The organism is Rhodococcus aetherivorans (genome assembly GCF_011058165.1).
GTDB lineage: Bacteria > Actinomycetota > Actinomycetes > Mycobacteriales > Mycobacteriaceae > Rhodococcus > Rhodococcus aetherivorans.
Genome location: NZ_JAALEG010000004.1, coordinates 67410 through 85831, shown reverse-complemented (window position 1 = coordinate 85831; position 18422 = coordinate 67410). Strand labels below are relative to the sequence as shown.

Genomic DNA, 18422 nt, shown 5'->3' with positions numbered 1-18422 from the left:
GGATTCGTGGTCAGGAGGCGCGTGGGCTCGCCGCCGTCAAACCGGCGGCACCCGGGTCGTCCCGCAGGAGCACGGGACTGCAGTCGTGGGCTTCGGCGATCGCCCGGGTGATCTCGTGCGCGGCACCGACCACGGCCCGCTCGAGCTGCGGTCGCCGCTGGACGAAGCGCGTCGCGGGCACGCTCACGCTCACGGCCGCCACGACGGAACCCAGGTCGTCGCGCACCGGGGCGGCGACGCAGTGCACCTCCGAGACCGTCTCCCCGAGGTCCGCAGCGAAGCCGGCCGAGCGCACACCGGCCAGGGCGTCCAGAAGTGCCTGGGGGTTCGTGGTGGTCGACGGTGTCAGCCGCCGCAACGGGCGCATGGCCAGATACCGGCGCACCTCGATCTCCTCGAGTTGCGCGAGCAGCACCTTGCCCACCGCCGTGGAATGCGCATCCAGGCGCGTCCCGATCCGCGCACCCTGCACGGTGATGTTGTGATTGCCGAGAATCTTGTCCACATAGAGGACGTTCCATCGATCCATGACCGCGAGATGAGTTGTCTCGCCGTACTTCTCCACCAGGCGCTCGAGGACCGGGGCGGCACAGGACCGGACGTCGACGGTGCCGCGCAGCGTCTCTCCCAGCTCCACGACGCGCCAACCGAGCCGGTAGCGTCCGCGTGCGCGGCACTGGAGCAGCCCCGTGTCGACCAGGCTCGACAGCAGGGCGTGCGCGCTCGATCGGGGAACGTCGATCGCCGCCGCGACCTCGGAGACTCCCCACTCGGGTTGCTGCACCGTGAACAGGTCCAGCACCGGTCCGATCCTCTGCACCGTCTGCAGTGACGCCACGTCCAGGTCCGTCCTTTCGGGTCGCGGCGGGGGCCTCGAATGCGCACCACCCGCCGCCGGATGCTTGTGATCTGGAACACTAGGTCCCCGGATGGCGGGCGAACATGGCTGGGAATGCACAGAAGGATGACTCCACGCGCACCGAGTGCGCACATCCCGTCGCGCGTCCTCGGAAATCGGCGCGAGACGTGCGCACTCGCGGGGCCTCGGCGGTTACGCGCCCAACGACATGCGCAGGTGCGACACGACGTGCGCAAGGGTCGGGTCGTCGACCTGACCGGCGCGCCGGACGACGCTGACGACCCGCACGGCGCCGGGCGCGGGTATCGCCACCAGGTCCGGTCCCAGCGGCCTGCGGCCCAGTCGCGGGACCAGCGCGGCGGCGAGCCCGGCGCGCACGAAGTCCAGATGGATGTCGAAGTCACTCGACGTGCAGGTGATCCGGGGGCGCAGGCCGTGCCCGGCGAACATGGACATCAGCCATTCGTGGCACAGCGTCCCCTCGCCGGTGGACACCCAGTCCGACGACGAGAGCTGTTGCGGTGAGAGCGTTTCGCCGAGGGCCGGCGGATGGTCCGCGCGCACGATCACGTCGGCGCCGTCGTCGAGCACATGTTCGGCGACGAGGGTGTCGGGCAACACCCGCGGCAGCGACCGCCAGTGGTGCAGCACGGCGACGTCGGCCCGCCCGGTGGCCACCCTCAGGGCAGCGTCGACCGGGTCGGCCTCGACGACCCTGACGGACAGATCCGGCCGGCCCATGGTGGCCGAGGCCAGCGCCGCGGGGATGCCGGCCCGGATCGCCGTCGTGAATGCCGCCACCGTGACCGCGCCGGCGATCCGCGACGATCCCGAGACCCGGAAGAAGGCCGATTCCAGCTGCCCGAGAAGGGGTTCGGCGTCGTCGAGGAGGCGCTGGGCGGCGGGGGTGAGCACCACCCGGCGGCCCGCCGGGGCCGTGAGGGCCGCGCCGAGGCGTCGCTCGAGCCGTTTGACGCGCTGGCTGACGGCGGAGGGCGTGTAGCCGAGGGCGCTCGCGGCCTCGGTGACCGTGCCGTGGTCACGCAGCGCACGCAGGGCCACGAGCCCGTCGACGTCGAACATGTAGCAACATTACACAGAACCCTGCACAAAGCCGTGATGGACGTGCACGTTTCCGCGCGGCACTCTCGATCCTGTCCCGAACGGAAGGGGTTCCCGTGGTTTCTGCCTCCGCTGCGGCCGGGGTGGCCGTGGTCGCGCTGGGCATGGTCCTCACGCCCGGCCCGAACATGATGTACCTGACCTCCCGGTCGCTGGCGCAGGGCCGCCGGGCCGGCCTGGTGTCCCTCGCGGGTGTCGGCGCCGGGTTCCTCTGCTACCTGCTCGCCACTGCGGCCGGGCTCTCCGCCCTGTTCGCCGCGGTCCCCGTCGCCCACGATCTCCTGCGGTTCGCCGGCGCGGGCTATCTCGCGTATCTCGCATGGGGCATCCTGCGTCCCGGCGGCGGTGCACTCTTCGCCCCGGCCCCTGCGACCGAGCACTCGGCGGCGCGACTGTTCGGCATGGGCCTCGCGACGAACGTGCTCAACCCGAAGATCGCCCTGATGTATGCGGCGCTGCTGCCCCAGTTCGTCTCGCCCGCCGCCGGTCCCGAGTGGCGGCAATTACTCGTGCTCGGCGCGGTCCAGATCGGGGTGGCGCTGACGGTGAACGGGTTGATCGTGCTCGGCGCGGCAGCCGTCGCGCGCCGCGTGGCAACGCACCCGCGGGCCGTGCGGGCGCAGCGCCTCGTCACCGGCACGGCCCTCGGGGCCTTCGCCGTGGCGACGGCCTGCAGCCAGGCGCCGCCCGCACGGGCGTAGGGCTCAGGCCTCGAGCACCTGCCCCTTGCGTTCCGGCAGCGTGTAGGCGGCGACGGCGGCGACGGCGAACGCCGCCGCGAACACCCCGAAGACGAGCGGGTTGCCGCCGGCCGTGAGCAGCCCGGGCACCAGCAGCGGCGCCAGGATCGACGCGATGCGCCCGAACGCGGCCGCCGCACCGGTCCCGGCGGCCCGCACCGACGTCGGATACAGTTCCGGACCGATCGCGTACAGCGCGCCCCACGCGCCGAGGTTGAAGAACGACAACGCCATTCCGGCGGCGACGATCCGGGTGGGGGTGTCGGCGAGGCCGAACAGCCCCGCGGCCGCCGCCGAGCCGACGAGGAAACTCGCCAGGGTGGCGCGCCGCCCCCACACCTCGATCAGCCACGCGGCGACCGCGTACCCCGGCAACTGCGCGAGCGTGATGATCAGCGTGTACTGGAAGGACTTCACCAAATCGAAGCCCTGGGTGACCAGCAGACTGGGCAGCCAGATGAAGGCCCCGTAGTACGAGAGGTTGATGCCGAACCACACCGTCCACAGGGCGACGGTCCGGCGCCGCAGCCGCGACGACCAGATCGACTCGGCCGCCGCCGGGTCGGTGCGCACCGGGCGCGACGTCTCCTCCTGGTCCGGGGGCGCGTCGACGCCGGCGGACGTCTCGAAGGACCGGACGGCCGTCTCGGCCTCGCCGTAGCGGCCACGGCTCTCGAGGTACCGGACGGATTCGGGCAGGCCGAACCGCACGACCACCGCGTACAGGGTGGGGACGATCCCCACGGCCAACGCCCAGCGCCAGCCGTCGTCGCCGAGCGGGATCACGAAGTAGCCGATGAGGGCGGCGAGGATCCACCCGGCCGCCCAGAACGCCTCGAGCGCCACCACCATGCGGCCGCGCTGCCGGCGCGGCGCGTATTCACTGACGAGGGTCGACGCCACCGGAAGTTCGGCCCCGAGACCCAAACCGACGACGAACCGCAGCACGATCAGCACCGCGACGGAGCCGGCGAGCGCGGCGGCACCGGTGGCCAGGCCGTACACCAGCAGTGTCACCGCGAACACCTGGCGCCGGCCGATCCGGTCGGCGAGCAGGCCGCCGAGCGCGGCGCCGACGGCCATCCCGACGAAGCCGATCGAACCGATCCACGACAGCTGGGTCGTGCTCAGGCCCCACTGCACCGCCAGGGCGGCCATCACGAACGAGATGAGCCCGACGTCCATGGCGTCGAGCGCCCAGCCCACACCGGAGCCGAGCAGCAGCCTGCCGTGTTTGCGGGTGAACGGGAGCTCGTCGAGCCGCTCGGTGCGCGTGGTCATCGACCGAAAGCTATCACCGCCACCGCGGTGATAGCTGGGCTCGGCCGCCGCGCCGGTTCAGCCGCGGGCGGCGTCCTCGAGCGGCGCGATCTCGATCTTGCGCATCTGCAACATCGCCTCGGTGATGCGCCGTCCCACCTCGGGGTCGGTGTCGGAGAGCAGCTCGTAGAGCCGCCGCGGCACCACCTGCCAGGACAGCCCGAAGCGGTCCTTCAGCCAGCCGCACTGGCTCTCCTCCCCGCCCTCGGTGAGGGCGTTCCAGTAGTGGTCGACCTCGTCCTGGTCGGCGCAGTCGATCTGGAGCGACACCGCCTCGGAGAACGAGAACTCCGGGCCGCCGTTGAACGCGACGTAGCGCTGGCCGTCGAGTTCGAAGTCGACGGCCATGACGGTGCCGGCCGGCTTGGGGCCGGCGTCCTGGTAGTAGGTGGTGCCCAGGATGCGGGAGTCGGGGAACACACTGGTGTAGAACTTGGCCGCGTCCTCGGCCTCGGTGTCGAACCACAGGAACGGGGTGATCTTCGGCATCGTCTTCTCCTTGCTCGGGTGGATGACGGCACTGCCCTCGGTGTCACAGACGTCGGTGTCACAGACGTAGGCGTCGCCGACGTCGGTGTCGCCGACGTCGGTGTCGCTGCCGTCTGTGTCGCTGCCGTCGGTGTCACAGATATCGACCCGAGACGGAACCGGAACTCATCGCGGTCGCGAACCGGTGCACGCCCGGGCGATCATGAACTGGTTTCGATACCCGTCGGAAGGAGACGCTCATGCGGACGTCGGCTCGCATCACCACGGCAGTTCTCGGCGCCACAGTCCTGTCGGCGCTCGCGCCCGGCACGGCCCTCGCCGACACCACCGACGAGGGCTCGAGCGTGATCGGGTCCGTCGAGATCTTCTCCTGGCTGATCGACTTCCTGGCCAGTGCCTTCGGCCTGTCCTGAGCCGGCCACCCGCGTCAGCTGCAACGGATCGTGTCCTCGGTCAGGTCGCGGACCTCCGCGTACCGGGCGCGCACGGCCGGCATCGGGTCGGTCTCGTAACGCTGCACGGCACCACCCTGCCACCGCGGTGGTTCCGCACCGCCGTCGAGCACCCACGCCGCCTGGCGGGCCGCGCCGACGGCGACGTACTCGCCCGGCTCGGGCACCTCGACCGGGACCCCGAGCACGCCGGGCGCGACCTCGCGCAGCGCGCGGGAACGGGCGCCGCCACCGACGAGCAGCACCCGTCGCACCGGCACGCCCTGCGCGGTGATGTGGTCGAGGCCGTCCGCGAGCGAGCACAGCAGCCCCTCCACGGCCGCGCGCGCCAGGTGCTCCCGCGTCGAATTCGTCAGGCGCAGGCCGTGGATCGCGCCGGTCGCGCCGGGGCGGTTGGGGGTGCGCTCGCCCTCGAGGTACGGCACCATCACGAGCCCGCCGGCGCCGGACGGGGCCGACAACGCGAGCCGTGACAGTTCGTCGTGGTCGACGCCGAGCAGCGCGGCGGTGGCGTCGAGGACCCGCGCCGCGTTGAGGGTGCACACGAGCGGCAGGTGGCGGCCGGTGGCGTCGGCGAAGCCGGCGACCAGCCCGTCGGGGTCGCGGGTGGGGGTGACCGAGACCGCCGAGACCACGCCCGACGTGCCGACGGAGACGATCACGTCGCCCTCGCGCGCACCGAGGGCGAGGGCGGCGGCGGCGTTGTCCCCGGCGCCGGGTCCCAGCGCGGCACCCCGGCTCGTCTCCCCGACCTGTTCGGCCGGTCCGGCCACCCGGGGCAGCAGGGGCCGCCGGCCGCGCAACGCCAGTTCGAGCAGGTCGGTGCGATAGGCGTCGTCGGCGGCGCTGTAGTAGCCGGTGCCGCTGGCGTCGCTGCGGTCGGTGATCAGCGCACCGATGCCCGATCCTCCGGCCAGCCGCCAGGTCAGCCAGTCGTGCGGCAGGCACAGCGCCGCGGTGCGGTCGGCGCGGGCGGGCTCGTGGTCGGCGAGCCAGCGGGCCTTGGCGACGGTGATCGCGGCGAGCGGGACGACGCCGACGGCGTCGGCCCACTTCTGTCCGCCCCCGAGATCGGCGACGAGCTCGGCGGCGGCCGCGGCCGAGCGGGTGTCGTTCCACAACAGCGCCGGGCGCACCACCGTCCCGCTCTCGTCGAGGGTCACCAGCCCGTGCTGCTGACCGCCGACCGACACCGCGGCGACGTCGTCGAGCCCGCCGGCGGCGGCGACGGCGCGGTCGAGGGCGTCCGCCCAGGCACGCGGGTCGACCTCGGTGCCGCCGGGGTGCGGGGCGCGGCCCTGCCGCACGATGCGGCCGGTGTGCGCGTCGCAGACGAGCACCTTGCAGGACTGGGTGGACGAGTCGATCCCGGCGACGAGCGTCACCACGGCTCCTTCGGGTCGGCGTCCCGCTCGTCGCGGGTGGGCAGGTCCGCGCCGGCACGCGCGACGGTGCGGGCCGCGGTGAGCGCGGCGACGTCCAGGGCCGTGCGCAGCGCGTCCGGTCCGATCCCGCGCAGGCCCTCGCGGTCGCCGAGCAGCTCCTGGGTCCACAGGGCGTCGAGCAGGCCGGCCATGAACGCGTCGCCGGCGCCGACGGTGTCGACGACCTCGACCGGGTGCGCGGCGACCTCGACGGCGCCGGACCGCGCGACGGCGACGGCACCGCCCGCACCGAGCGTCACCGCCACGAGTGCCGGCCCGAGCGCGAGCCACTCCCGCGCGACGTCGCGGGGGTCGCGGCCGGGGGCGAACCAGCGCAGGTCTTCGTCGCTGGCCTTGACGACGTCGGCGCCCGCGACGAACCGGGTGATGCGGTCGCGGGTGCGCGGGTCGTCGCCGACGAGCGCGGGCCGGACGTTCGGGTCGTAGCTGACGGTCGCGGTGGGCACGTGCCGGTCGAGCAGCGCGGCGACGGCCTCGCAGCCGGGTTCGAGCAGGGCCGCGATGGATCCGGTGTGCACGTGCCGGGCACCGGGCGTGGGACGAGGATCGGGCAGTTGCCATTCCAGGTCGAACTCGTATGTGGCGGAGCCGTTCTCGTCGAGCACGGCGGTCGCGGTCGGGGTGCGCGCCGCGGTGCTGCTGCCGGCGGCGAGCCGCACCTTCGAGGCCGCGAGGTGGCCGACGATACGGCGGCCGCGGTCGTCGTCGCCGATATGGGTGACGAACTCGACGTCGCGGCCGAGCCGGCCGAGGCCGACGGCGACGTTGAGCGGGCTGCCGCCGACGTGTTCGACGGGCTCGGCCGCGCCCCGGCGGACGATGTCGACGAGCGCCTCGCCGATCACGAGGACGGGCCCGTTCACGATCCGACCTTGCTGCGCAGGGCTTGCAGGGTGGCGCGGGCCCCGACGCGGTGCAGGGACCCGAGCGCCCACAGGTAGGCCTCGACGAACCGCGGCTGATCGGCGAGATCCCCGAAGACGGACCGGTTCCCGAGGAAGGCGGTCGGCTCCTCGCGCTGGCTGCGGGCGAGGGGCCCGAGGGTGTCGGCGAGCCGGTCGACGACCTCGATGGGGTCGCCGGCCTCGTCGATGCCCTCGGCGTAGCGGGCCCAGCCGGCCACGACGGCGGCGGCCAGGCGCACCGATCCGCCCGTGGCGAGGTTCTCCCGCACCACCGGCAGCAGCCACTTCGGGATGCGGTCGGAGGATTCGGCGCACAGCCGGGCGACGGTGTCGCGGATCTCGGGATTGGCGAAGCGCTCGATCAGGGTGCGCTTGTACTGCGCGAGGTCGATGCCGGGCACGGGCCGCAGGGTGGGGGTGGCCTCGGTGTCCATGTAGTCGAGCAGGAACTCCGCGAACAGGGGGTCCTGGGCGGCCTCGTGCACGTAGCGGTAGCCGCACAGGTGGGCGAAGTAGGCCAGCGCCTGGTGGCTCGCGTTGAGCAGGCGCAGCTTCATCAGCTCGTACGGCGCGACATCGTCGACGAGTTGCACCCCGGCCTCGTCGAAGGCCGGACGGCCGCAGGAGAAGTCGCCCTCGAGCACCCACGAGGTGAACGGTTCGGCGACGACGGGCCAGCGGTCGCGGACGCCGAAGCGGGCGTCGAGCTCCGGGGCGATGTCGTCGGTCGTGACGGGGGTGATGCGGTCGACCATCGAGTTGGGGAACCGGGTGTGCTCGCGCATCCAGCCGGCGAGATCGGGGTCGACGAGTTCGGCGAAGGACGTGAAGGCACGCCGGGCGACGGTGCCGTTGCCCTCGATGTTGTCGCACGACATGATCGTCGGCGACGGCAGCCCGCGCTCCCGGCGGCGCGCGAGCGCGGCGGTGACCAGGCCGAAGACGGTGGCCGGCGCGTCGGGGTGCTCGAGGTCGCGGCGGACGGCGGGGTCGTCGACGTCGAATTCGCCGGTGTCGTGGCGGATGTTGTAACCGCCCTCGGTGACGGTGAGCGAGACGATGCGGGTGGTGGGTGCGGCGATCTGTTCGATCACCGCCTCGGGATCGTCGGGGGCGTAGCGGTAGTCGACGATCGAACCGATCACCCGCGGTTCCCATTTGCCGTCCGGGTGGCGCAGGATCAGGGTGTAGAGGCCGTCCTGGGACGCGAGGGCGTGGCGCATGCGGCGGTCGCCGGGCATGACGCCGACGCCGCAGATGCCCCAGTTGCGGGCGCCGCGTTCGAGCAGCCGGTCGACGTACATCGCCTGATGGGCACGATGGAATCCGCCGACCCCGAAATGCACGATGCCGACGCCGATGTCGCGGCGCGAGTAGGTCGGTCCGGGGACGGGCAGGGCGTTCAGGGTGTTCTCCCCCAGGTCCACTTCGGGGCTCCTTACGTGTCGTCGCCGGGGTGCACCCGCACGACGGTCTTGATGTTGCCGGGTGTCCGGTCGGATTCGAGTGCTTCGGCCGCCCTCTCGAGCGGGAAGCGGGCGGTGACCATCGCGTCGAGGTCGACGCGGCCGGTGGCGGCGAGGGCGATCGCCGTCGGCCAGGTGTGGGCGTAACGGAAGACGCCGGTGAGGACCAGCTCGCGGTTCTGGATCAGCTGGACCGGCAGGTTCATCGTCTCGGCGCCGGAGCCGACGAGGACGACGGTGCCGGCGGGCCGGACCGCCCGCATCGCGGCGGCGACCGCGGCGGGGGCGCCGGAGGCGTCGATGTAGGCGTCGACGTGCAGGTCGCTGACGTCGTCGGTGCGCGGGTCGAGCGTGGCGGTCGCCCCGAACTTCCGGGCCAGCGCGCGCCGGTCCGCGTCGAGGTCGGTGACGACGATGTCGGTGGCGCCGAACGCGCGGGCGACCTGCGCGGTGACGATCCCGATGGGGCCCGCGCCGGTGACCAGGACCCGGGATCCGGCGGTGACGCCCGCCTTGCGGACGGCGGCGATGCCCACGGACAGCGGTTCACAGAGGGCGGCGGCGTCGTCGGAGACGGTGTCGGGCACGGGGTGGGCGAATTCCGCCCCGATGGTGACGTAGTCGCAGAAGGCGCCGTCGACGGGTGGGGTGGCGTAGAACCGCATGTGCGGGCAGAGGTTGTAGCGCCCGCGCCGGGTTTCGTCGGTGGTGGGGTCGGGGCGCTGCGGCTCGATGGACACGCGCTGCCCGACCCGGCCGGCGGGGACGCCGGCGCCGACCGCGGCGATCGTGCCGGCGGCCTCGTGGCCGAGGACGAGCGGGGCCTCGACGACGAATTCGCCGATGCGGCCCTCCCGGTAGTAGTGCGTGTCCGATCCGCACACGCCGACGGAGGTGACCCGGACGAGCACGTCGCCGGGTGCGGGTTCGGGGACCGGCCGTTCGCGCATCTCGATCCGTCCGGGTTCGACGAGGACGGCGGCGCGCATGCCGGCCGGGATCGACGGGGGTGTTGTGTGGGTCACATTGCCGATGCTAGCGTACTGAGCAAATGAACGCACCCATGAGCATTTGCTCACGGTGTTCCTCCGAACCAGGAGATGTCGTGACCGTCCCCCACGTGACGAACCAGCCCGCGGCCGCCGCCGCGCCGGAGGAGCTACGCCTGGCGCTGCGCGCGGCGACGCTGTACTACCTGGACGGCCTCACCCAGGCGGAGGTCGCGACGCGCCTCGGCGTCTCCCGGCCGACCGCGGGACGCCTCGTCGCCCGGGCCCGGACCCAGGGCCTGGTGCGCATCGAGGTGAACGTGCCGGCCAACCTGCGCGACGACCTGCACGCCGACGAGGAACGCGCCCTCGAGGAGCGCTTCGGCCTGCTCGAGGCCGTCGTCGTCGGCGACGGCGTGGACGCGGCCGGCCCGCTCGACGAGGCCGCCAGCTTCGCGGGCGTCGGACGGGCCGCCGCCGCCCTGATCAGCCGGCGGATCCGCGCGACGGACACCCTCGGATTCACGTGGGGCCCGGAGACCGTGGCCGTCGCGCAGGCCCTGCCGCCGGGCGGGGCGACCTGCGCGACGATCGTCCAGCTCGACGGCGCCGTCACCGCGTCCGACTACCAGACCGGCGCCGAGTACGTGCTCGGACGATGTGCGGAACAGCTGCAGGCCAAGATGGTCCGCCTCCCCGTTCCCCTGTACGCCGACCCCGCGACGGTCGCGTCCATGCGTGCCGACTCGATGATCTCCCGCACCCTGGACATCGGCCGCCGCGCCGACATGATGATGTTCGGCGTGGGGGCGGTGTCCACGTCGACCACCCTGTTCGAGGGCAGCTACCTCGACACCGCCATGCTCGACTCCCTCACCGACCTCGGCGCGGTCGGGGAGATCGCGGGACGGTTCTTCCACGCCGACGGCACGGCCGTCGGCGGGGACCTCGACCGTCGCGCCGTGTCGGTCTCGCTCGACGACATCCGCGCCTGCCCCGGCACGGTCCTCGTCACCGGCGGGGCCGCCAAACACCAGGCCGCGCTCGGGGCGCTGCGCGGCGGCCTGGCCACCATGCTCGTGTGCGACATCGAGTGCGCACGTTGGCTACTCGACCGATAACCCCACCGGAGAGACCGAAGAAGAGGCGACGATCGGTGAACACATCCAGAACGACCACCCGAATGCTGGTGGCCGGAGCGGGGGCGCTCAGCCTCACGCTCACCGGCTGCGCCGGCGCCGGCTCGCTCGGCGCCTCCGACCAGACCGTCACCATCGCGATGGTGTCGAATTCCCAGATGCAGGACGCCCAGCAACTCGCCGCGCAGTTCGAGGCCGAGAACCCGGACATCGACCTGCGGTTCGTCACGCTCTCGGAGAACCAGGCCCGCGCGAAGATCACGGCCTCCACCGCGATGGGCGGCGGCGAGTTCGACGTAGTGATGATCAGCAACTACGAGACCCCGCAGTGGGCGGAGAACGGTTGGCTGACCAACCTCTCCGACTACGCCCGGCAGACGGAGGGCTACGACGAGGACGACTTCATTCCCTCCCTGCGCGAATCGCTGTCCTACGACGGCGACATGTACTCGGTGCCGTTCTACGGCGAGTCCTCGTTCCTGATGTACCGCAAGGACCTGTTCGAGCAGGCCGGCATCGCCCTGTCCCCCACCCCCACATGGGACGAGGTCGCCGCTGCCGCCGCCCGCCTCGACAGCCCCGACACCGCCGGGATCTGCCTGCGCGGCAAGCCCGGCTGGGGTGAGGTGCTCGCCCCGCTGAACACGGTGATCAACACCTTCGGCGGCCGGTGGTACGACGAGAACTGGAACGCGCAGCTCACCAGTCCCGAGGTCGTCGAGGCCGTGCAGTTCTACGTCGACCTCGTGCGCGAGCACGGCCAGCCGGGCGCCGCCACCAGCGGTTTCAGCGAATGCGCCACGCAGCTCGCCCAGGGCCGCGTCGCGATGTGGTACGACTCCACGTCGGCGGTCTCCACCCTCGAGGACCCCGCGTCGAGCAACGTGGTCGGAAAGATCGGGTACGCGCCGGCACCGATCCGGGTCAAGGACGACGCGGGCTGGCTCTACAGCTGGTCGCTCGGCATCCCCGTCGACAGCGACAACGCGGACTCGGCGTGGCGGTTCGTCTCGTGGATGACGAGCAAGGAGTACCTGCGCACCGTCGGCGAGACCCTCGGCTGGGAGCGGGTGCCGCCCGGCAGCCGGCTGTCCACCTACGAGATCCCCGAATACCGTGAGGCCGCAGCCGCTTACGGGCCGCTCACCCTCCGGTCCATCGAGAACGCGACCCCGGACGCCCCGACGGTCGAGCCGGTGCCCTACACCGGCGTCCAGTTCCTGGCCATCCCCGAGTTCCAGGACCTCGGAACCCGCGTGAGCCAGCAGATCAGCGCCGCGATCGCCGGCCAGAAGACCGTCACCGAAGCGCTGGAACAGGCCCAGGAATACGCCGACGTCGTCGGTGCCACCTATCGGGAGGATCAACAATGACAACCGTGGCAGTCGGCGCACCCACCGCCGACGACTCGGAACGCATCCGCCGGGTGCGGGAAGCCAAGAGCGACGCGGTCTCCCGCGCGGAAGGCTGGCGCCGCCGGGGGCCCCTGCTGCCGGCCCTGATCTTCATGATCGTGGTCACGCAGATCCCGTTCGTGTTCACCCTCTACTACTCCACGCAGTCGTGGAACCTGGTGCGCCCGGGCTCGCGCAGCTTCGTGGGCCTGCAGAACTACGCGGACGTCTTCCGCGACAGCCAGTTCCGCGAGGTCGCCGTCAACACCGTGATCCTCATCGTCGGCACCGTGCTGATCTCCGTCGTGCTGGGCCTGCTGCTCGCGCTGCTGCTCGACCGGGTCTTCCTCGGCCGCGGCATCGTCCGCACCCTGCTCATCACGCCGTTCCTGGTCACCCCCGTCGCGGGAGCGCTGATGTGGAAGACCGCGATGTTCGATCCCGTGTTCGGCATCGTCAACTTCGTGCTCTCCCCGTTCGGCGTCGGGCAGATCGACTGGGTCAGCCGCTACCCGCTCGCCGCGGTGATGGCCAACCTGGTGTGGCAGTGGACCCCGTTCATGATGCTGCTCATCCTGGCCGGGCTGCAGTCCATGCCGCGTGACACTCTCGAGGCCGGCCGGGTCGACGGGGCCGGCGCCTTCGCCCTGTTCCGCGAGCTGACGCTGCCGCACCTGCGGCGGTTCATCGAACTCGGCGCCGTGCTCGGCGCGATCCACCTGGTCAACACGTTCGACGCCATCTACATGATGACCCAGGGCGGACCGGGCACCGCCAGCTCCAACCTGCCGTTCTACATCTATCAGCGGGCGTTCCTCGGCTTCGACATCGGCCAGGCCGCCGCCATGGGCGTGGTGGTCGTCGTCGCCACCATCGTCGTGGCCACCGTCGCGCTGCGGCTGATCTTCACATCGTTCACGGGCAAGGAGGAGGCCGCCTGATGAGCACCACCGCCCCCACCACACAGCAGCTCCCCGCACCGGAGACCGTCCCGGCGCGCCCCCGGAAACGTAAGCACCGCAAGGCAAATCCATGGGGCGTCGTCGCCTGGATCGCCGCCCTGGGGTTCTTCTTCCCGGTGTTCTGGATGGTGCTCACCGCCTTCAAGCAGGAGGCCGACGCCTACTCCGATCCACCGAAGTTCTTCTTCACACCCACCCTCGACCAGTTCCGCGCGGTGTTCGACACCGGCGTCGGTGTCAGCCTGCTCAACTCGGCGTTCGCCACCGGCGTGTCGACGATCCTCGTCCTGCTGCTCGGCGTGCCCGCCGCGTTCGCCCTGTCGCTGCGGCCGGTGCGCAAGACCAAGGACGCCCTGTTCTTCTTCATCAGCACGAAGATGCTGCCGATCGTCGCCGCGATCATCCCGCTGTACGTGATCGTCGCGAACATCGGCCTGCTCGACAATATTTGGGCCCTGATCATCCTCTACACCGCGATGAACCTGCCGATCGCGGTGTGGATGATGCGCTCGTTCTTCCTCGAGGTGCCGGGCGAGCTGCTCGAGGCCGCGAGCATGGACGGCGCCGGCCTGTGGACGTCGGTGCGGGAGGTGATCCTGCCGCTCGTCTCGCCCGGCATCGCCGCCACCGCCCTGATCTGCGTCATCTTCTCCTGGAACGAATTCTTCTTCGCCGTCAACCTCACGGCGGTACAGGCGCAGACAATTCCCGTGTTCCTCGTCGGCTTCATCACCGGCGAGGGCCTGTACTGGGCTCGCCTGTCCGCGGCCGCGACGATGGCGGCGCTGCCCGTCGTCCTCGCCGGCTGGGTCGCCCAGAACAAGCTCGTGCGCGGCCTGTCGTTCGGCGCAATCAAGTAACTCCCCCGATCACTTTCGAAGGAATCGTCATGGCCGAGATCACCTACCGCAACGCGTCGTGCATCTACGAGAACTCCGACACCCTCGCCGTCGACTCGCTGAACCTGGACATCCAGGACGGGGAGTTCGTCGTCCTGGTCGGACCGTCCGGCTCCGGCAAGAGCACCGCGCTGCGGATGCTCGCCGGACTCGAGGACATCGACGAGGGCTCGATCAGCATCGGCGGCCGCGACATGGTCGGTGTGCCGTCGAAGGACCGTGACATCGCGATGGTCTTCCAGAACTACGCCCTGTACCCGAACAAGACCGTCGCCGAGAACATGGGCTTCGCACTGAAGATGCGCGGTGTGAGCGCCGACGAACGGCGGCGCAAGGTCGAGCAGGCGGCGAAGCTGCTCGACCTCACCGACTACCTGGACCGCAAGCCCGCCAAGCTCTCCGGCGGCCAGCGGCAGCGCGTCGCGATGGGCCGGGCGATCGTCCGCGAACCGCAGGTGTTCTGCATGGACGAACCGCTGTCCAACCTCGATGCCAAGCTGCGGGTGCAGACCCGCACCCAGATCGCCGCGCTGCAAAGGCGTCTCGGCACCACCACGGTGTACGTCACGCACGACCAGGTCGAGGCGATGACCATGGGCGACCGGGTGGCGGTGCTGCGCGGCGGCACGCTGCAGCAGTTCTCCTCCCCCACCGAGCTGTACGACCGGCCCGCCAACGCGTTCGTCGCCGGGTTCATCGGCTCGCCCGCGATGAACCTGCTCGACGCGCGGATCGTCGACGGCGGCGTGCAGATCGGCAGCACCGTCGTCGACGTCGAACGGGACCGCATCGCCGCGCTGCACCGCGCCGGCCTCGAGACCGTCACCGTCGGGATCCGGCCCGAACAGCTGGAGATCACGGACGGCGACGGCGTCGAGGCCATCGTCGACCTCGTCGAGGAACTCGGCAGCGAGTCGTACGTGTACACCCGCGTCGCGCGCAGCGACACCACCCTCGTCGCGCGGTCGCTCACCCGCACCCCGGCCCGGCTCGCGGACACGATCCGGCTGCGCAAGCGGGAGGGCTCGGTGCACCTGTTCCATCCGGAGACGGGCGAACGCGTCGGCGACTGACCGGCCGGCGGTGAACCTGCGCCGGAACCGGCGGTGAACCTGCGCCGGAACCGGCGGTGAACCTGCGCCGGAACCGGCGGTGAACCTGCGCCGGAACCGGCGGGGGTCGGTACGGTCGGGACGTGCTCTTCTCGACGATCGTCGCCACCTCACGGGCCGTCGGCACCACCCGGTCGCGACGGACCAAGGTGGAAGAACTGCGCAGCCTCCTCGCCGTCCTCGAGCCCGTGGAGGTCGAGCCCGCGGTGTCGTGGTTGGCGGGCGAGCCCCGCCAGGGCCGCATCGGCGTGGGCTGGCGCACCCTCGCCGGGGCCCGCGTCGACCCGGCCGACGCGCCGTCGCTGACCGTCTCCGACGTCGACCGGGCCTTCACCGAGCTCGCCGGTCTGGCCGGGACCGGATCGACGGGGCGGCGCCGCGAACTGCTCGCCACGCTGCTCGGCGCGGCCACCACCGCCGAACAGGAGTTCCTGGTGCGGCTGCTCACCGGGGATCTGCGGCAGGGCGCGCTCGAGGGCGTGATGACCGACGCGGTGGCCGCCACGGCCGGTCTGCCCGCCGAGACGGTGCGCCGGGCGTTCATGCTCTCCGGGCAACTGTCCGTGACGGCGGCCGCCGCGCTCACCGGCGGCGCCGACGCGCTCACCGCGTTCCGTCTCGAGGTGGGCCGGCCGATCAGGCCGATGCTCGCCTCTCCCGCGCCGTCCCTCGCCGACGCCTACAGCCGGTTCGGCGGCGACGTCAGCGTCGAATACAAGCTCGACGGCGCCCGCATCCAGGTGCACCGCCACGACGAGACGGTGCGGGTGTTCACCCGCACCTTGCGCGAAATCACCGGCAGCGTACCGGAACTCGTCGATCTGGTCGCCGCGCTGCCGTGCACGTCGGTGGTGCTCGACGGCGAGACCCTGGCGCTCGACCCCGCGGGCCGGCCCCGGCCGTTCCAGGAGACCATGAGCCGCTTCGGCGCCGAGTCCGCCCACGATCTGTTGCTGCACCCGTACTTCTTCGACTGCCTGCACCTCGACGGCGTCGACCTGCTCGACGCACCGCTTGCCGAGCGTCTCGACGCCCTGCAGCGGGTCGCCCCCGAGCACCGGATCCCGGGCGTGCTGCAGCCGGACGACGCCGCAGCCAAGGCCCAGTTCGAGGCCGCGCTCGCCGCCGGACACGAGGGCGTCGTCGTCAAGGACCTCACCGCGCCCTACGCGGCGGGCCGGCGTGGCCGCGCCTGGCAGAAGGTCAAGCCGGAGCACACCCTCGACCTGGTGGTGCTCGGCGCCGAGTGGGGCTACGGCCGCCGCACCGGGTACCTGTCCAATCTCCATCTGGGCGCGCGGGACCCGGACGGCGGTGAACCGATCATGGTCGGCAAGACGTTCAAGGGGCTGACCGACGCGCTGCTGCAATGGCAGACCGAGGAATTCCCGCGTCACGAACGCAGCCGCGACGCACACGCGGTGTACCTGCGACCGGAGCTGGTCGTGGAGATCGAACTCGACGGCGTGCAGGTCAGCCCGCGCTACCCCGGCGGGGTGGCGCTGCGATTCGCGCGGGTGGTGCGCTACCGCCCCGACAAGACGGCTGCCGAGGCGGACACGATCGACGCGGTGCGGGCGCTGCTGCCGGCGACGGATTCCGGTTAGCGCCCCGCACTTCCGCCCGATACCGGATGTCGCTCGTGGCCGGTCATGCCCGCCCCTGGGCGAGCGACTCGACCACGGTGGCGAACATGGTGGACTTGATGACACCGAGGGTGCCGGGGTCTTTCCCCACGAGCGGGGTGACGAGCTCGACGGCGGCATCCAGGACGGTACCCTCGCCGGCTGTGCGGTCGACCAGGCCGGCAGCCTCGGCCTCGAGGCCGCCGTAACGGTGCCCGGTGGTCATCGCGGTGACTGCAGTCTGCGGGGTCAGCTTGGCCTGGATCAGGGCGGCCATGCCCGGCGTGAACGGGATGTGGATGTCGACCTCGGGGAAGCAGTAGTAGCCCCGGTCGGCGCGCATCACCCGGTAGTCGTGCGCGATGCCGAGCATGGCGCCCGCCCCGAACGCGTGCCCGACCACCGCGGCGACTGTCGGCAACGGGAAGGTGAGGATGCGGCTGAACAGCGCCTGCACCCGGCCGACGTACCACTGCGCCCGATCACCGTGCGCCGTCAACCATTCCAGGTCCAGGCCGTTGGAGTAGAACTTCCCCGTCGCCGTGGTGACGAGCGCGTGCGCGTTCTGCTGCGCTTCGTCGAGGAGGCGGTCGACGGTGTCGAGCCAGTCCGGGGAGAACCGGTTCTCGTCGTCGCCGAGGTCGAGGACGGCGATCTTGTCCCGGTAGGTCAGAGTGGCAGTCATCGAGAACCTTTCGTGTGGCCGCCGCGCCGGGGCGGCGCCGGCGGAGGATCGAGGGCGAGAACCGCACGGACCGCGGCCTCGAGGCGTTGCCGCAAGGCGGTGTCGGGGACACGCCGACGCCGGAGCAACAGCCCTGTGGGCAGACCGACGACGCAGTCCTCGACGACCGCGACCGCACGCGCGTCGCCGCGGCCCCACAACGTCCGAGTCAGGCGAACGAGCAGCGCGACCAGAACCGAATCGAGCCGGCTCAACTCTGCGGCGACATCCTCCGGCAGGTCGGACCCGAGCAACTCGTCGCGCCGGACGGTGAGCAGAAGACGCGAGGACTCGGGGAAGCGGGCGGCGAACGCCGCCGGGGTATCGGCAGCTGCGACGACGGCGTCGACCCCGACGGCCCAGCCCGGCGCCGAGGCGGAGCCGAGAACCTCGTCGACCGCCGCGTGTTGCAGGTCGAGGAAGCGGTGGGCCGCGCGCAACCAGGCCCGGCCGACCAGCCCGCCTCGTGAGCCGAACGCGTGATACAGAGCGCCGTTCGACATCCCCGTGGCCGCGGCGACCGCACGCAGCGTCACCGCACTCGCGCCACCCTCCACCACCAGACTTTCGGTGGTGTCGAGAACCTCGTCGAGGTCATGGATGCGGGGGCGGGGCACAGCGGGACCATAACAGAACATGCGCTCTATTACTAGGCGGTAACCGCGGGGTGGCGATCGGCTGCGCTGCCGAACCGCGGCCGGCCGTGCCGCGTCGCGTCGCGGACGGAGGCCCCCGTTTCGCTGTCGGTGAATACCCCGGCCCCGGCGCCGGCATCGTGCG

General features: G+C 71.7%; 18 protein-coding genes. 8 read left to right on the top strand and 10 right to left on the bottom strand.

The window, feature by feature from the left end; genetic code table 11:
* Positions 1–10: 10 nt before the first annotated feature.
* Both G6039_RS02900 and G6039_RS02895 read right to left on the bottom strand, forming a co-directional pair.
* Positions 11–838: an IclR family transcriptional regulator gene (locus G6039_RS02900; protein WP_029542304.1), complete on the bottom strand. Its 828-nt coding sequence runs from the start codon at positions 836–838 to the stop codon at positions 11–13.
* A gap of 213 nt (positions 839–1051) precedes the next feature.
* Entirely contained in the window at positions 1052–1942 is an 891-nt protein-coding gene (locus G6039_RS02895; RefSeq protein ID WP_043799223.1) for a LysR family transcriptional regulator, read from the bottom strand.
* A gap of 95 nt (positions 1943–2037) precedes the next feature.
* Between G6039_RS02895 and G6039_RS02890 the strand changes: the two genes are divergently transcribed.
* Complete coding sequence (locus G6039_RS02890) at positions 2038–2682, top strand: LysE family translocator (protein WP_043799222.1); 645 nt, start codon at positions 2038–2040, stop codon at positions 2680–2682.
* Between the two features lie 3 nt (positions 2683–2685).
* Here G6039_RS02890 and G6039_RS02885 read toward each other — a convergent pair whose 3' ends face one another.
* Both G6039_RS02885 and G6039_RS02880 read right to left on the bottom strand, forming a co-directional pair.
* Positions 2686–4002: an MFS transporter gene (locus G6039_RS02885; RefSeq protein ID WP_006933865.1), complete on the bottom strand. Its 1317-nt coding sequence runs from the start codon at positions 4000–4002 to the stop codon at positions 2686–2688.
* A gap of 57 nt (positions 4003–4059) precedes the next feature.
* Positions 4060–4530 carry a VOC family protein gene (locus G6039_RS02880; protein ID WP_043799220.1) on the bottom strand — a complete coding sequence of 157 codons (471 nt, stop codon included), beginning with the start codon at positions 4528–4530 and terminating at the stop codon, positions 4060–4062.
* Between the two features lie 239 nt (positions 4531–4769).
* Between G6039_RS02880 and G6039_RS02875 the strand changes: the two genes are divergently transcribed.
* Positions 4770–4943 carry a hypothetical protein gene (locus G6039_RS02875; RefSeq protein ID WP_006933860.1) on the top strand — a complete coding sequence of 58 codons (174 nt, stop codon included), beginning with the start codon at positions 4770–4772 and terminating at the stop codon, positions 4941–4943.
* A 14-nt stretch (positions 4944–4957) separates the two neighbouring features.
* Here the strand turns inward: G6039_RS02875 and xylB are convergent, their stop codons facing one another.
* The 4 genes from xylB to G6039_RS02855 are packed head-to-tail and all read right to left on the bottom strand — an operon-like array spanning position 4958 to position 9787.
* Positions 4958–6367: a xylulokinase gene (gene xylB / locus G6039_RS02870; protein ID WP_043799288.1), complete on the bottom strand. Its 1410-nt coding sequence runs from the start codon at positions 6365–6367 to the stop codon at positions 4958–4960.
* Positions 6364–7290, bottom strand: a complete 927-nt coding sequence (locus tag G6039_RS02865; RefSeq protein ID WP_043799219.1) for a carbohydrate kinase family protein — start codon at positions 7288–7290, stop codon at positions 6364–6366. Before G6039_RS02865 ends, xylB begins: the two co-directional genes overlap by 4 nt.
* Positions 7287–8759 carry a mannitol dehydrogenase family protein gene (locus tag G6039_RS02860; RefSeq protein ID WP_043799217.1) on the bottom strand — a complete coding sequence of 491 codons (1473 nt, stop codon included), beginning with the start codon at positions 8757–8759 and terminating at the stop codon, positions 7287–7289. The genes G6039_RS02865 and G6039_RS02860 overlap by 4 nt, the downstream gene beginning before the upstream one ends.
* An 11-nt stretch (positions 8760–8770) precedes the next feature.
* Positions 8771–9787, bottom strand: a complete 1017-nt coding sequence (locus tag G6039_RS02855) for an NAD(P)-dependent alcohol dehydrogenase (RefSeq protein ID WP_043799216.1) — start codon at positions 9785–9787, stop codon at positions 8771–8773.
* A 116-nt stretch (positions 9788–9903) separates the two neighbouring features.
* Between G6039_RS02855 and G6039_RS02850 the strand changes: the two genes are divergently transcribed.
* The 6 genes from G6039_RS02850 (at position 9904) to G6039_RS02825 (ending at position 16900) form a co-directional block, all read left to right on the top strand.
* The gene (locus G6039_RS02850) at positions 9904–10908 is read left to right on the top strand and encodes a sugar-binding transcriptional regulator (RefSeq protein WP_043799213.1); all 1005 of its coding nucleotides are present in this window, start codon (positions 9904–9906) and stop codon (positions 10906–10908) included.
* Positions 10909–10970: 62 nt separating this feature from the next.
* Complete coding sequence (locus G6039_RS02845) at positions 10971–12299, top strand: ABC transporter substrate-binding protein (RefSeq protein ID WP_006933846.1); 1329 nt, start codon at positions 10971–10973, stop codon at positions 12297–12299.
* Complete coding sequence (locus G6039_RS02840; RefSeq protein ID WP_006933844.1) at positions 12296–13261, top strand: carbohydrate ABC transporter permease; 966 nt, start codon at positions 12296–12298, stop codon at positions 13259–13261. Before G6039_RS02845 ends, G6039_RS02840 begins: the two co-directional genes overlap by 4 nt.
* A complete protein-coding gene (locus G6039_RS02835) occupies positions 13261–14142 on the top strand; it encodes a carbohydrate ABC transporter permease (RefSeq protein ID WP_006933843.1) in 882 nt (293 codons plus the stop codon). Before G6039_RS02840 ends, G6039_RS02835 begins: the two co-directional genes overlap by 1 nt.
* A 29-nt stretch (positions 14143–14171) precedes the next feature.
* The gene (locus G6039_RS02830) at positions 14172–15254 is read left to right on the top strand and encodes an ABC transporter ATP-binding protein (RefSeq protein ID WP_029542290.1); all 1083 of its coding nucleotides are present in this window, start codon (positions 14172–14174) and stop codon (positions 15252–15254) included.
* 122 nt (positions 15255–15376) lie between these two features.
* Entirely contained in the window at positions 15377–16900 is a 1524-nt protein-coding gene (locus G6039_RS02825) for an ATP-dependent DNA ligase (protein WP_029542288.1), read from the top strand.
* A gap of 43 nt (positions 16901–16943) precedes the next feature.
* On the opposite strand, the gene G6039_RS02820 is transcribed toward G6039_RS02825, so the two are convergent.
* Complete coding sequence (locus G6039_RS02820; protein WP_006948048.1) at positions 16944–17603, bottom strand: enoyl-CoA hydratase-related protein; 660 nt, start codon at positions 17601–17603, stop codon at positions 16944–16946.
* Positions 17600–18259 (bottom strand): TetR family transcriptional regulator, encoded by a 660-nt coding sequence (locus G6039_RS02815; protein WP_006948046.1) that lies wholly within the window; start codon positions 18257–18259, stop codon positions 17600–17602. Before G6039_RS02815 ends, G6039_RS02820 begins: the two co-directional genes overlap by 4 nt.
* Positions 18260–18422 lie beyond the last annotated feature (163 nt).

Excerpts from the sequence above, each read along its gene's own strand:
- G6039_RS02840 (WP_006933844.1), top strand. The coding sequence starts at position 12,296 with ATGACAACCGTGGCAGTCGGCGCACCCACCGCCGACGACTCGGAACGC.
- G6039_RS02830 (WP_029542290.1), top strand. The coding sequence starts at position 14,172 with ATGGCCGAGATCACCTACCGCAACGCGTCGTGCATCTACGAGAACTCC.
- G6039_RS02820 (WP_006948048.1), bottom strand. The coding sequence starts at position 17,603 with ATGACTGCCACTCTGACCTACCGGGACAAGATCGCCGTCCTCGACCTC.
- G6039_RS02855 (WP_043799216.1), bottom strand. The coding sequence starts at position 9,787 with ATGCGCGCCGCCGTCCTCGTCGAACCCGGACGGATCGAGATGCGCGAA.
- G6039_RS02885 (WP_006933865.1), bottom strand. The coding sequence starts at position 4,002 with ATGACCACGCGCACCGAGCGGCTCGACGAGCTCCCGTTCACCCGCAAA.
- G6039_RS02880 (WP_043799220.1), bottom strand. The coding sequence starts at position 4,530 with ATGCCGAAGATCACCCCGTTCCTGTGGTTCGACACCGAGGCCGAGGAC.
- G6039_RS02875 (WP_006933860.1), top strand. The coding sequence starts at position 4,770 with ATGCGGACGTCGGCTCGCATCACCACGGCAGTTCTCGGCGCCACAGTC.
- G6039_RS02835 (WP_006933843.1), top strand. The coding sequence starts at position 13,261 with ATGAGCACCACCGCCCCCACCACACAGCAGCTCCCCGCACCGGAGACC.
- G6039_RS02845 (WP_006933846.1), top strand. The coding sequence starts at position 10,971 with ATGCTGGTGGCCGGAGCGGGGGCGCTCAGCCTCACGCTCACCGGCTGC.
- G6039_RS02895 (WP_043799223.1), bottom strand. The coding sequence starts at position 1,942 with ATGTTCGACGTCGACGGGCTCGTGGCCCTGCGTGCGCTGCGTGACCAC.